11 protein-coding genes are annotated in these 13,043 nt (G+C 47.5%); 1 reads left to right on the top strand and 10 read right to left on the bottom strand.

Going from position 1 to position 13,043, the window contains the following annotated elements; genetic code table 11:
* Positions 1-147: 147 nt before the first annotated feature.
* On the top strand, positions 148-684 hold the full coding sequence (locus A3848_RS17475) for a MogA/MoaB family molybdenum cofactor biosynthesis protein (protein WP_074086198.1): 537 nt from the start codon (positions 148-150) through the stop codon (positions 682-684).
* A 112-nt stretch (positions 685-796) separates the two neighbouring features.
* On the opposite strand, the gene A3848_RS17470 is transcribed toward A3848_RS17475, so the two are convergent.
* The 10 genes from A3848_RS17470 to A3848_RS17425 all read right to left on the bottom strand — a co-directional run bounded on the left by A3848_RS17470 (position 797) and on the right by A3848_RS17425 (position 12,782).
* Positions 797-1,399 (bottom strand): DUF1349 domain-containing protein, encoded by a 603-nt coding sequence (locus A3848_RS17470; RefSeq protein ID WP_074086197.1) that lies wholly within the window; start codon positions 1,397-1,399, stop codon positions 797-799.
* Positions 1,396-2,601: an MFS transporter gene (locus tag A3848_RS17465; protein ID WP_074086196.1), complete on the bottom strand. Its 1,206-nt coding sequence runs from the start codon at positions 2,599-2,601 to the stop codon at positions 1,396-1,398. The genes A3848_RS17470 and A3848_RS17465 overlap by 4 nt, the downstream gene beginning before the upstream one ends.
* A gap of 13 nt (positions 2,602-2,614) precedes the next feature.
* Positions 2,615-3,640 (bottom strand): ROK family protein, encoded by a 1,026-nt coding sequence (locus A3848_RS17460; RefSeq protein WP_256702436.1) that lies wholly within the window; start codon positions 3,638-3,640, stop codon positions 2,615-2,617.
* A gap of 145 nt (positions 3,641-3,785) precedes the next feature.
* Positions 3,786-6,092, bottom strand: a complete 2,307-nt coding sequence (locus tag A3848_RS17455; protein WP_074086194.1) for a thiamine pyrophosphate-dependent enzyme — start codon at positions 6,090-6,092, stop codon at positions 3,786-3,788.
* 26 nt (positions 6,093-6,118) lie between these two features.
* The gene (locus A3848_RS17450; protein WP_371916096.1) at positions 6,119-7,129 is read right to left on the bottom strand and encodes a 2-oxoacid:acceptor oxidoreductase family protein; all 1,011 of its coding nucleotides are present in this window, start codon (positions 7,127-7,129) and stop codon (positions 6,119-6,121) included.
* 568 nt (positions 7,130-7,697) lie between these two features.
* Positions 7,698-9,149, bottom strand: a complete 1,452-nt coding sequence (locus tag A3848_RS17445) for an oligosaccharide flippase family protein (RefSeq protein ID WP_256701817.1) — start codon at positions 9,147-9,149, stop codon at positions 7,698-7,700.
* Between the two features lie 112 nt (positions 9,150-9,261).
* Positions 9,262-10,386, bottom strand: a complete 1,125-nt coding sequence (locus tag A3848_RS17440) for an amidase domain-containing protein (protein WP_074086191.1) — start codon at positions 10,384-10,386, stop codon at positions 9,262-9,264.
* On the bottom strand, positions 10,383-11,072 hold the full coding sequence (locus A3848_RS17435) for a class F sortase (RefSeq protein WP_143192421.1): 690 nt from the start codon (positions 11,070-11,072) through the stop codon (positions 10,383-10,385). Before A3848_RS17435 ends, A3848_RS17440 begins: the two co-directional genes overlap by 4 nt.
* The gene (locus tag A3848_RS17430) at positions 11,056-11,385 is read right to left on the bottom strand and encodes a hypothetical protein (RefSeq protein ID WP_074086189.1); all 330 of its coding nucleotides are present in this window, start codon (positions 11,383-11,385) and stop codon (positions 11,056-11,058) included. Before A3848_RS17430 ends, A3848_RS17435 begins: the two co-directional genes overlap by 17 nt.
* 167 nt (positions 11,386-11,552) lie before the next feature.
* Complete coding sequence (locus tag A3848_RS17425) at positions 11,553-12,782, bottom strand: family 8 glycosyl hydrolase (RefSeq protein ID WP_074086188.1); 1,230 nt, start codon at positions 12,780-12,782, stop codon at positions 11,553-11,555.
* Between the last annotated feature and the right edge of the window lie 261 nt (positions 12,783-13,043).

The following is a 13,043-nucleotide window of genomic DNA, read 5'->3' as shown; positions in this document are numbered from 1 at the left end:
CAAAATTCCGTTATGGTAGCGAGTGTACTACAAGTGCCTTTACGGTGCAAGGCGACAGCTGAAGTATAGGGTCCATTATCGGCCCTACTCCTCCAACTTGTCTTTGCCACGTTAATCCCCTATCATGGGGAATAAATTGATAAATTGATGAAGAAGGAGTTGGTCCGCTTGTCATCCGTTGATGAACACCGGCGCGAAGCGCCCCAAAGTGTGACCTGTTATGTCATAACGGTCTCGGACACCCGCACACCGGAAACCGATACCGGAGGCGCGCTGATCAGAACTATGCTCGAAGAATCAGGATATGTGGTCATTGGCAGTACGATCGTCAAGGACGATTATGAAGATATCCGCGAGCTGGTCTATAAAAGCTCCGTTCACTCAGGCATCGAAGCCGTGCTCTTGACCGGTGGAACGGGAATCTCCCCACGGGATACCACTTATGAGGCTGTGGCTTCCTTACTGGACAAAACACTCCCTGGCTTCGGAGAGATCTTCCGGCTGCTCAGCTTCACCGAAGACATCGGCTCCGCAGCTATCCTCAGCCGGGCGATTGCCGGTACCATCGGCAGCACAGCAGTCTTCTCCATGCCCGGATCAACTGGTGCGATCAAGCTCGCTATGGAGCGGCTGATCGTCCCGGAGCTAAGACATGTTATGCGGGAAATCTATAAACGTTCGTAGAGACCGGTTCCATAAGTCATGACAAACAACCCGCATGTATACAGGGTGGCTTACCACTCTTTTACAGGCGGGATGTTTAAGAACCAGCTTTGGCACAATGTTGCGACTTCTCTTACTCTTCGGGAGGGTCTGCGTGAATATCCGTATCTGGCGCCGTGTTCACCCAACGCAAGAACGTTACCTTAAGCCCGGCACGGGTGGGGGCGCAGACAAACGGACCTGCCTTTTTCCCAGTCTCATATGGAAAACGCGCCACCCGGATCGTCCGCCAAGGATGATTCTCTGTTCTGGCTCTGATGACTACCGCATCATTCATCCGTGAGGCCCGGACCGTAACCACCTCTCCAGCCCATTCCGCTACAGGTGACAGCGACCAATCGGAATAAACGTCGGTCACAACCGCACCGATATGAGGTACACCGTCGTTCAGCTCTATTCCGGCTTTGATCCAAACCTCAGGACTGAGCCACAGCATGATCCCTGCCTGATCATACAGCTCTGTAAACCCATGCAGTGAAAAGCTGACCTCAACAGCATCACTGTCCTCCCAGGGAGCCAGGAGCGCGTGCCCATTGACATGCTGGAACCCGTACATTGTTTTTTCCCAATAATCGCTGCCCTCTGCTGCTGTTACAACGAATACTCCATCCTGTACCTCAGCCGAGACTGGATGATTGCTCCAATCTCCACTCAGCCAATCCACTGTTCTACTCATATAGAGACCTCATCTTTCCGCTTATTCATTACAACATTGATCTTCTCTGAGCTAATAAGCATTATAACAATATATCCCACAAGGATGAACGGAAGAATCACAAACGAGCTGCGGGCGGCAATCCATCCCAATAACGGCGGCAGAAATGCACCTCCTGTATACGCCATAGCCATTTGATAGCCCATAATTCTTTGGGAATGTTCCTTCCCGAAGCGGGTGGGTGTCTCATGGAGCATGCACGGAAATATCGGCGCCGAGCCAAGTCCCACAAGAATAAATCCAAACAGGGAATATACAGCCGGCAATGGCAGTAACAGCAGCAGCGCACCCAGCATCGAGATCAATATACCGGTACGAATAAGCTGGCGATTATTAAATCTGAAAGTGACAAAACCGGTGACCAGTCTGCCCACTGTTATCCCCCCATAATAGAGAGATACCCAGCCAGCAGCCGTTGCTGCTGACAGTCCCTTCTCATTGACCAGAAAGCTGCTGCCCCAGAGTCCAAGCGTCGCTTCTACCCCGCAGTAAAAAAGAAAGGTAACCAGCGCCAGCTTCACACCCTTGATGCGCAGTATACCTGCTACAGGAATCTGCGGCGAGATGACTTCCTGCTGAACATCTGTTGCTGCTGCCATTGATTCACCTGTCGGTTCTGCCCGCTTCCAGAGCGGTAGGGCAATGAACAGCAGTACAACCAGCACAAACTGAATCAGGCTGACCGTCAAATATCCTTGCCGCCAGGAATCACCCGCAGCAATATAACGCGACATTATAATGGGCCCAAGCATAGCGCCTACACCCCAGAAGCAGTGAAGCCAGCTCATGTGGTGGGCTTTGTAGTGGGTTGCTACATAATTATTCAGCCCGGCATCAATGGAGCCAGCACCGAGTCCAAGCGGAAGGCATAACACAGCCAGCCAGATGATCGAAGGCGAGTACGAAAAGCCGAGTAAGGCGAGTGCAGTCACAGCAACGCTGATAAAAGTAACTTTCCCCGTGCCCAGCTTCTGCAGCACCATCCCACTAGCCAGACTAGAGATGATTGTACCCGCGACAACGATCATGGAGAGTAGTCCCGCAACATCCACCGGTGCTGCGAAATCGGGACGCATCATCGGCCAAGCCGCTCCAAGCATCGAATCCGGCAAGCCAAGACTGATAAAAGCCAAATAAATAATAATGAGAAAAATAGTAGACATGGAAGTCAACCGCCTATACTCCAGATTTGGTCAATTGCAGCCCTGTCTCCAGGGTTGATAGTGTTGAAACGATCATTCCTTGCAAATAATCTCCAGCGAAATCCATACTGAGCACAATATGAGGAACCGCACCAGGCGGCAGCAACTCTGCACATTGTTCCGTAATACCAATCAGATGTCCCTCCTGTAAAAAGCTGCCGTATAGTACCACCGACCCCGGGTTTAGTACACTGCTGACCGCAGACACCAGCCTGGAAATGGCGTAAGTCAGCTTCTCCGGTGAGGACTGCCATTCACTGCTGCCCCAGGCAATACCCAAAGGGATATTGGCCACTTCCCCGGCAAAACCACTTTTCCCTTTCTGAAGTCTGCCGTTCATAATAATCCCAGCCCCTGGCGGAAAACGGTCAGGAAAGTATAAATAGATTGCTGGAGCGTCTGTCTCCATCTCAGTTCTGCTGTAGTTTCCGATTGCCGCAGCGTTGACATCATTCTCGATAATTACCTGCTTCTGGTAACGCTGTCTGAAATGTTCCGCTACTGGGATACCGCGCAGTGTATCATAATCTGATACCACCAGTCTTCCATCTGCTTCTGCACCCGGCAGTCCAAAACCAATCGCCCCTATAGCGGGAAACCGCTTCAACACTTCATCAATGATGACTTCGAAGCAGATCAGATCAACCTTTTGCACAGGTATGCTCGCCTCATGCAGACAACGCCCAAAGAGTGTAACCACGGTGCAGCGGATACTGATCCCTCCAAGCTCTTCAAATGGGAACAGGATCAATGCCAAGGCATGCTCATCATTGTATATGTACTGCTGGGCAGGTCTTCCCCCACTGGATGAAATTCGCCCCGCCTCCACCACCTCGCTATGCTGGATTAAAATTTCAAGCACTGTACCGACTGTAACGATGCTCAGGCCTGTTCCCTCAGCAATCTGCCGTTTGGTGGCTTGTTTACATTCCTTCAGAACACGCCGCACCAGGTTGATATTCACTTCCTTAATAACCAGAGCGTTTCCTCCGATATTCATCATTACTGTTCACCCCACTTATTATAATACTTTATAAAAGTGTTTTATTAAATAGTTTTTTTCGTGAGGTTTTGACATAAAAAAGCCCGGCAGATCAATTCTGCCAGGCCCGTCTATTTATTGATGAGTACAGATGTTATTCGTCCTATAAATCCGGGTGCTCGTGTTTGGCTTTGAGACGGTTCCAGCGACGCTGTACTTCACCCTCGAAGGCGCGCAGCGCCGGTTCGTTTTCGGGCTTGAGAAGATGACGCGTTTTGCCCATTGTTTTCAGCCATGCAGCAACATCCACGCGCTTGTCTTTCTCTTCCGGATTGTACGTAATCGTCGTCGTGCCCTGCTCTACTTCATAGAGCGGGAAGAAGCAGGATTCCACTGCCAGCGATACAATATTCGTACCGTCCTTGTCTTCACTCATCCAGTTCAGCGGACATGCAATAAGAATCTTGCCATAGACCAGACCCTCATTCTGGGCATACCACTGGGCTTTGGCCGCCTTCTTAAGCAGATCCTGCGGGTAAGCCTCACAACCGGTAAAAACATAAGGGATGTTGGTGGCTGCCATAATCTGAGCGGTATCCTTATGCTGGGTTACTTTACCCTGCTGTGTTTTGCCGATGCTTGAAGTCGAAGTCCGGTGGCCGAGTGGTGTGGAATACGACTGTTGGGCGCCTGTATTCATGTATCCCTCGTTATCGTACTCAACAATAATCATCTTGTGACCGCGTAGTGCAGCACCGATAGCCGGACCCATGCCGATATCCATGCCCCCGTCACCAGTTACCATGACAAAGGTAAAGTCTTCCTGTATTCCCAATCCATCCAGTTCTCCGCGGCGTTTGCGTTCCCAGAACATCTCCACGACACCAGACAATGTAGCTGCACCATTCTGGAACAGGTTGTGGATGAACGTCGATTTATGAGCTGAATAAGGATAACCGGTCGTTGTGACCATTGCACAGCCCGTGTGATACAGGGCAACAATATCCCCTTCAATTCCTTTGAAGAACAGCTCCAGACCTGAGAAAATACCACAGCCCGGACATGCGCCGTGTCCCGGTGATAGCCGTCTCGGTTTCTTCATCAGGCTGCGGATTGGCGGAACCTTCACACTAAGCTTACCTGTCTCTTCGTTCTGCTTCACGGTGATAAGACCTGTCTTCAGTGATTCAAAACTCATCGGCTTCAGCAGACGCTTCGGCGCTTTGTCCGGCGTTCCAGGATTGTGGCCATAGTAATCAAACGGAATTTCCACACGGTCAGCAACAACTGCATCTATTGCCAATTGGAAGAAATGATGTCCGTCTTCGGCATAGAAGTCCTTGCCTCCCAGTCCATAAATCCGGCTGATTACTTTGGTGGTTGTATTTCCGTAAGTGAACAGCGCTGCCTTGATCTCGTTAACCATGTTGCCGCCATGTCCGCCGACGGAATCCGCACGGTCACCGACCGTAATGGCCTTCACATTCTTCAGCGCTTCAGCGATTTGCTTCTGCGGGAAAGGGCGGATCATGTTCGGAGAGATGGCTCCGGCTTTGATCCCCTGGAGGCGAAGCTGGTCCACAACATCCTTGATGATCTCCGAGGCGGAGTTCATCAGGAACACGGCAACATCGGCATCTTCCATCCGGTACTGCTCGATCATCGGATAGTGTCGTCCGGTCAGCTCAGCGAATTCCTGGGCAATCTCTTCGAATACCTCTCCGGCATTGTACATCGCAACAGATTGCTGATAACGGTTATTAATATAATCCGGTTCGTTCATGTACGGTCCTACGGTAACTGGATTGTTGCGGTCCAAGGTGTCTGTGAAGCCCGCTGGGGGCTGTTCGCCAACAAACTTGTGAACATCCTCCCGATGGGCAAAGGCTTGCACGCGCCGCTTCTGGTGAGATGTGAAATAGCCGTCAGATGCGACCATTACCGGAAGTCGGACCTTGGCGTGTTCAGCCAGCTTCAGGGCCATCAGATTCATGTCGTAGACAGATTGAGGATCACGACACATCAGAATCGGCCAGCCGGTATTGAGGGCAAAATATAGATCGGAGTGGTCACCGTGAATATTAAGGGGACCGGAGATCGAGCGGCAGATCAGGTTCATGACCATAGGCATGCGCGTACCTGCTTGTACAGGTAATTGCTCCAGCATGAACATATAGCCTTGGGCACTGGTTGCGTTGAATACGCGTCCGCCTGCAGTTGATGCGCCGTAACAGATCCCCGCAGAGCTATGCTCACCATCGGAAGGTACAAGCATGATGTCGTGCTGTCCGCTGGCTTTCATAGTATCCAGGAACTGGGCCACTTCAGTAGATGGCGAAATCGGAAAATAGCCCATCACGTGATAGTTGATCTGATGAGCAGCATATGCAGCCATTTCATTACCGGATTCATATAGGAATTTCTGCTCCACTTTGGTGGAGCCTACTTCTTGTTCATAATCAATAGCCATTATTCATTCCACCTTTCTTCCAAGGATTAGACCTGTGTAATCAGATCAAATTGGTGATGCACTGTGTGGGTGTCCGCATAGCCTTCCTTCTCACGCTGGCTTGACAGTGCGGATGTCGGACAGGCATCGACACATTTCAGGCAACCCTTGCAATATTGATAATCGATACCCGTCAGGAACATTTGTGAACGGCCCTTGCGGTCAATCCGTTCTTCCCATACAAAGCACTGATCCGGACATACCGTATCGCACTGAGCACAGTGGATGCACGCTTCGTTCTCATACGCCGGGATCATACCGGAGCGGGAAATACTCAAATTTTTCAGGAAGGTGCTCCCTGGATTAATAATAGATCCGCCAATCGGCTGTGTATCATAACCCAGAACTCCAATATCGGAACGGACATATTCAGGCATGCTATCCCCTGCAGCCAGCTCAAATTGCATAAACTTCACTTCATTATAACCGCGGTCAAATGTTGTGATGGCTGACTCGACAGCCTGGGGATATTTTTTGCCAAGGGACTTCTCAATAACATCCTTCATCGTTGCGGTATCAAGAAATGGACAAAGCCGGAACAACGCACCCAACATTGCCATATTCACGCGATTCTTCTCTTTCAGTGCAATACTTGTTGCATCAATTACGGCAATGGTTCCGGCTTTCATCTTCAGGAGCTCTTTCAGCTCCTCCGGCGATTTGGCCGAATTCACGAGTACGGTGCTCTGCTCATGAATACCACTGGTCACGTTGACTGTCTTGGCCAGCGCTTCATGGAATACACCCACAACATGTGGACGTTCCACAGGAGAGGTGTCGCGGATAGGTGTGTTCAGATCACAGAAACGGATATGCGCCTTAACAGCAGACCCCTTCTTCTCCGAGCCGTAAGATGAGAAGCTGACACCATTAAGGCCCGCTCCGACCACCCCTGCTTCTGCGAGCATTTTGCCCGCCAGGTTCGCACCTAAGCCTCCAATGGACTCCAGACGAATCTCAAAAAATCCGAGATCGTTAACGATAGGTAATTGTACCACCGACATAACCCCTTTCTTAGTGTCAAGTAGAATAACATCCTTTTGACTTTTTCAACGATTGTAACTTGATTTTGCAAGTCGCGAAGTGACATATCTTGCATTTTCCACGCCTCAGGAATCACAATAATTTATGGATTTCAATCGATTTCTTTATACGCGACAGTGCTGTGTTACTTTAATAGAAGATAATCTGCCATAAAAACGACAAAATGTGAATATTGTGTGTTAATCCTGACTTCCCAAGTCGAATGTGGAACCTATGTCACCCTTAATTTAGCAATAAAATTAAAAATTAAGATGTTAAAAATGTCACATAAAACATGATCGGATCATAGTATGAGCAACATCGTCAATGATCTTTATTCCTTTTACAGGCGGTTTTTTTTGCGTTCGAATATTGTCACTAATTTTCTTAAAAAACCCGTTATCACGGATGTGTTTCGATTCCTTTTTCCGCCTTTTTAACGCATTCCGTTAGTGTCTCATAACCAAACTATAATGCACAAAAAAGCCCGCCAGCATAAAATCACTGACGGGACAATGTTTGTGTATTCACTTGATTTTAATATCACAGAAATTTCCGTATACAGCGCAAATAAATATACCCCCCTGTAACCGCAAAAAATAAAGCGCCGATACATAAAAATCGCCACAGACTGATAATGTTTTCTGAGGGGGGAGTCGAAAGGGCCATTCCTAGAAGTATGCAAATCCCGAACGTTAAATCACATAGCAAAGGTTTTACTACCCTCTTTAAGTTCACTTTTGAGAAGAATAACACTTTAATATTCCAAATAGAAGCCATTGTTTCAAGCAACAGAATTGCAAGAGCAGCCCCCTTATATTCATAACCAGGGATTGCCACCAAAAAATATTGGACCATGATTGAACATACAATTCCAGTAAGTATCCCCATGAAAGGATTCTTCCGGTTATCCTGCGCCCACAAAATACTGGTGGAAATCTCCCGAAAACCAACGATAAGCGGAATTGGGGATAGATATCTAATCATATTACTTGCGCTATCACTATGAAAGATGTAATAAGATAACTCGTCCGAGTAGAAAAACAAAAACAAACTCGTTAGTCCTCCCCATAACCAACATGTGCATATGGCTGTATTACAGAGACTATTGAATTTTCTCTGGTTACCCTGCTGCCATTCGGCAACAATTTGACTGGTTAAGATATGACTCAATGCTCCAATAAACAACGTAGGCGCATAAACCACAATAACAGCCATTCCATAAATAACTCCGTATATAGCGGTACCTTCAGAAGCAGTGTTTCCCGCTGCAACCAGACGATCGGGAATAATAAGAGCGTCAAGGAATTCTGAAAATGGAATTAACAGGCGGGTAGCTGAGATCGCTAACGAAGTGTTCACAAACCAGGACGTTGTTAATAATTGATCTGGAGCCCTGCTAAGGGGGAACTCTGCTTTTTTAAGAGAAATGCATACAGTCAATATAATGAAGGAGAGGAACGCCCCTAAAAAAGTACCGTATAGTCCATATCCAACTGCCCGTTCTACACCGAGCGACAGTAGCTGTCCAACAATCAACAGCATGAATACAGTTCTGAATGCCTGCTCAGCGATCTCAGACAGGGCGATGATCCCGACTTGTTTCAACCCTTGCAAGTATCCTCTTATTAATCCGAGAAGGGGAACTATCCACAAGGATGGAGCAAGGCTTCGAATTGCATATGCTAATCCAGGGTTTCCAAGCAACTGACCAATAGTGGCTGAATTCTTAAAAATGCTCAGACCAAGAACGCAACCGGAAAGAACGAGACAGAGGAACACTACCTTAAAAATCCTCCAACCCTGCTTAGGTGCTTTAGCTGTTGCAATTGCAAGCGTCGTTGGTAGACCGCTGGTAAGCATCAAAATGAAGCCGTAAAAGGAATAGGCAATTTGGTACAGTCCTATTCCCTCAGCACCAACGATTCTTGTAAGGATCACACGGCCAGCCAGTCCAATCAATTTCACTATGAACATGGCACCGGCTCTGATCATGAATTGATTGAGAAGCCGCGGTATCCCCATGATTCCCTCCAGCATAAATATAGATTCTTATCTCTATATTTATGACTGTGAACCCGCGATATGCTGACAAGCATTAACTTACTCAATCTTTGATATGAAATAACTGATATTTGGTATCCCGATCCCACCCTAAATCAAAAGGGACACGATACCGGTCTGCGGTGTGCGAATTGACCAAAGGGTAGCCATAATCATCAAACCCGACTACAACAGAAAAGTGGTCCGTATCGTTATGCCGCAATATATAGCCTATAAGATCACCAGCCTGCAGCTGAGAAATGGCTCCCCCGGGGTATTTTTGCGAAGGAGTGACGATATGATGGTAATCGCCTTTGGCAATCAGAGTTCCATAACCGGATCTAGTTAAGTAATTACTAAAGGCATCCGTCTGTACCCAGGTTTGCGTTCCTCCTGAATTCTGAAAATAACGCCAACCTCCCGCCATGTTCAACCCCCCTCCTTCCTCTGGGTCACCTATTACTTGTGAAGCAAAATTGGTACAGTCTCCGCCCTTACCCGTGTAATCCAGGTATTTTTTATTATAATGATGCTTATTCCCTGCTCCCCACGCAGCACCAGCGTATTTATTGGCATAATGTACAGCCCGTTTCCGCTTATACTTTTGTCCGTCTGTAGGTTCGGACTTTGCCCGAACTGCTGGGGCTATGCCCTCAGGTCCATCAGCAATTTTGGCAGGGTTCTCATCCAGCGGATCGAGGTACCATTCCCGGGCGATCTTCCAACGGCCTTCACTTTTCTTTAATGTGAGAAAGTGCCTCGTTCCAACACCGAAGACTTGCTCCTGCATGACTTTATTGATATATACATATCCTACTTTATGAGATTGCACCAAGGAGATTCGGGCCTTATCCTCAACAATGCTCTGACGGATAATACGAATACTGGACTCTGAGCTCGTCAACTTCAACGCCCTTTTCTCCGCCCACTTGTTTACATACTCTTCCCGCAAATGCTCATGCTGCAGTGCCATTTGGCTAGCTTTTTCCGGAAGGTAATATTTATTGATGGACTCCGGGCGCGGATGAATTAATGCCTCCGCCCGGGCCTTGAACATTTCGTTCAGCTCCGCTTCAATTTCATGCTTGTCCGATTCAGCCTTTGCACCGGGTAACGGAAAAAACAATGTGGCCGCAAAAATAATGCCTGCGGCAGCACAGATATACATCTTTCTTATGAACTGTTTCATAGTTTCTCACCTATCTTCGCAAAAATGACTAATCTTTGTTCATGTTCCTTTTTCTTTCTGCTATATCTTCCTGTACAGGTGATCAGATTCATGCGGTATTCATCGGTTTTCCCAAATATCCGCTCCACTGGTGCTTCTGCCGGGGTAAAAACCTCTGCTGATTCGACAGTGTAAGTTAACCTGTGTTTCAGCTGGTCAGAGACAATAATCAGATCCCCCTGCTTCAGTTTTTTCAGCTTGTAAAAAACCGCCGGCCCAGTATAGCTATCCACATGTCCATCGATAATAACATTTCCCTTTTCCCCGGGTAAAATTCCGGGATATAGTATTCCCGTCACACCCGTGTTCTTAGGCACGTCCATTTGCCCATTAGCAAGGATGGTAACAGGCTTGATTACTGCCTTAACTGAAATGGAGGGAATTTCTATGATATCCGGCAAAAATTTCTCCGGAGGAACTCCAGACTTCTTGACCTCCAAAATCTTCGGCTTTTCTGAAGGAGCCGGGGAAGCTTCGGGGATTAAGGTTTCCGCTTTCTCATGGTTGCCGGAGTGGTTGTCCAAGCAACCGGCAAGACTAATGCAAATGAATATCACAAAAAATAAAGCAGCCCATTTTCTCATGTTTAGAAAAGAAAGAGGGGGAAGTGATCCGCCCTCTTTCGTCCTCCTATTCCATTTGCTCACTGGCACCGCCAAAACCGGATTTTGGCAGCTTGGTTGCTTTTATTTTTATTCCTTTGGCTTCCATGCTTTTTGCCTTCATGCTTTTCTCCTTCATGCTTTTCTCCTTCATGCTTTTCTCTTTCATGCTTTTCTCTTTCATGCTTTTCTCTTTCATGCTTTTCTCTTTCATGCTTTTTGCTTTGATTCCTTTAGTCTCATGTTGTTGCATATGCATTTTCTTTTCGTGTTGAGTCTCACTAGGTGATGCTTGTACCGCAGAAGCAGTAGATAGCATAAGACATACTGACATAATCGCTATTGAGATCTTTTTCATTTATAACCCTCCTTAAAAATTGTTCCCCGCATATTAATATCTCCATAACGATTTATTTTAGTGGAGTAAATTCATCCCATTCCTTCGGGACCCATCATTTTTCATATATACAAAAAAAGCCCATCCGTTGACGGATAGGCCTATGCTTCATTTGTGACACGTATAGTTTAGTAGGTCCACCAGTTACCGGACATCACAATCATGGAGAACAGCTTGATGCTGTCTTCGTAATAATCTTCCGCTGCGCTGCCAGAGGTATGACTCCAGAGAGAATTGAGCCAGGACTGATTGGCTGAGGAGGTCATTGCGCTTACGCCAAAAGGAGCATAAAAAGCGCCGCTGTTATAGCTTCCGAATGTTGACCCGTTCAGCTTGTAACCGTCCTTGATATTGCCCGGAGTGCTGCTGACCTTCGTTTTGATCCAGCTGTTGAGCTGGTTCAATGGATTCAGGGCGCGGGTATCTCCGGTGAGCAGATAATCCGTTGTAATCCGCCATGGTGTGCGGCAGGAGTTATAATTATAATTCCCGTCATTCGCATCTTCCAGGAAGCCCCCTGCCGCCGGTTTGTAGACGCCCCCGGAATACACGACGAAGTCAGGCAAAAGACCGGTGCTCGGACTGTATCCAGTGTAAAGGCTATTAATAATGGTATAGGTTTTGTCTGTTACGTTCTGCCAACGCGAATCTCCCGTCGCGGCCTGGAAGGCTTTTAAATGATTCAGCATGAAGTCCGAAGGACGTGTGGCCGTATTATACGTACCGCTATTGGCCCAATCCCCAAGCCGGATCGTCCACTGGGTCTGATTAATTTCGTTATCCATAATGGCGCCAATAATCTGATTAGCCGCCTGTAGATAGTTGACCGTGCCACTGCTTCCCCACTGCTTATGGGCGAGCAGAAGTGAAAATGCAATGTCCATGTCACCATCTGTTGCGGAGTCCTCGCCTTCAATATTCTGGAAGCTGCTGTTTTGTTTCCAGGACATTAAATACGGGTTGATGGCACTCGGATGCGCAGTGTAATAGTTATAGAGCCCGTTATAGTATGTCTGGGCGTTGCTGTCGTAGCCAGCCATCAGTACCGTGAACAGCATGCCATAACCATGCGCCTCTGATACTGTTTCCCCGTCCGAGTTATATTTGACATAATATTTACCCGTACCGGCCGGCTTGAGATATGCTGCTTTCCATGCGTCCCATTTGGTCTTCACGGCATTGTCCATCACGGTTTGAGTTACATTATTCGGTTTGATCGTCCCGCTAGTATACGTAGTATGCTGTGGAAACGGTTTGTTGACCGCTGCAAAAGCAGAGCCTGCAGGCAGAATAAATATGGCCAGACATAACAATACAAGCGATTTCCAGTGCAACCTGCGCTTCCCTTGATTTTCCATCAACAATCACTCCTCAAAGTTTGGTAGACATCGGCTTCATCAATAAGCTTTGTGTAAAACACGCCTTGGAAGCATACCCGTGAGTAAGAAACTTTTCGGACCAAATACCATACAGACTGGACCATCACCTCCCTGGCAGCCTAGAAAACATCAGCTTCCGGGACGCAAAAGTTAAAGCGCTTTAACTTTTGCGGCAAAAAATAAAACTCCAACCATCTGATAATTTGAAAATAAGAACATAATTAATATATTATTCCAATC

Origin of the sequence: Paenibacillus sp. P32E, assembly GCF_001909085.1 — a bacterium.
GTDB lineage: Bacteria > Bacillota > Bacilli > Paenibacillales > Paenibacillaceae > Paenibacillus_AQ > Paenibacillus_AQ helianthi.
This window is presented reverse-complemented; position numbering and strand designations above follow the sequence as displayed.

Coding starts and splice junctions, on each gene's coding strand:
- A3848_RS17470 (WP_074086197.1), bottom strand. CDS start 1,399: ATGAGTAGAACAGTGGATTGGCTGAGTGGAGATTGGAGCAATCATCCA.
- A3848_RS17475 (WP_074086198.1), top strand. CDS start 148: ATGAAGAAGGAGTTGGTCCGCTTGTCATCCGTTGATGAACACCGGCGC.
- A3848_RS17445 (WP_256701817.1), bottom strand. CDS start 9,149: ATGATCAGAGCCGGTGCCATGTTCATAGTGAAATTGATTGGACTGGCT.
- A3848_RS17425 (WP_074086188.1), bottom strand. CDS start 12,782: ATGGAAAATCAAGGGAAGCGCAGGTTGCACTGGAAATCGCTTGTATTG.
- A3848_RS17455 (WP_074086194.1), bottom strand. CDS start 6,092: ATGGCTATTGATTATGAACAAGAAGTAGGCTCCACCAAAGTGGAGCAG.
- A3848_RS17460 (WP_256702436.1), bottom strand. CDS start 3,640: ATGAATATCGGAGGAAACGCTCTGGTTATTAAGGAAGTGAATATCAAC.
- A3848_RS17430 (WP_074086189.1), bottom strand. CDS start 11,385: ATGAAAAAGATCTCAATAGCGATTATGTCAGTATGTCTTATGCTATCT.
- A3848_RS17465 (WP_074086196.1), bottom strand. CDS start 2,601: ATGTCTACTATTTTTCTCATTATTATTTATTTGGCTTTTATCAGTCTT.
- A3848_RS17440 (WP_074086191.1), bottom strand. CDS start 10,386: ATGAAACAGTTCATAAGAAAGATGTATATCTGTGCTGCCGCAGGCATT.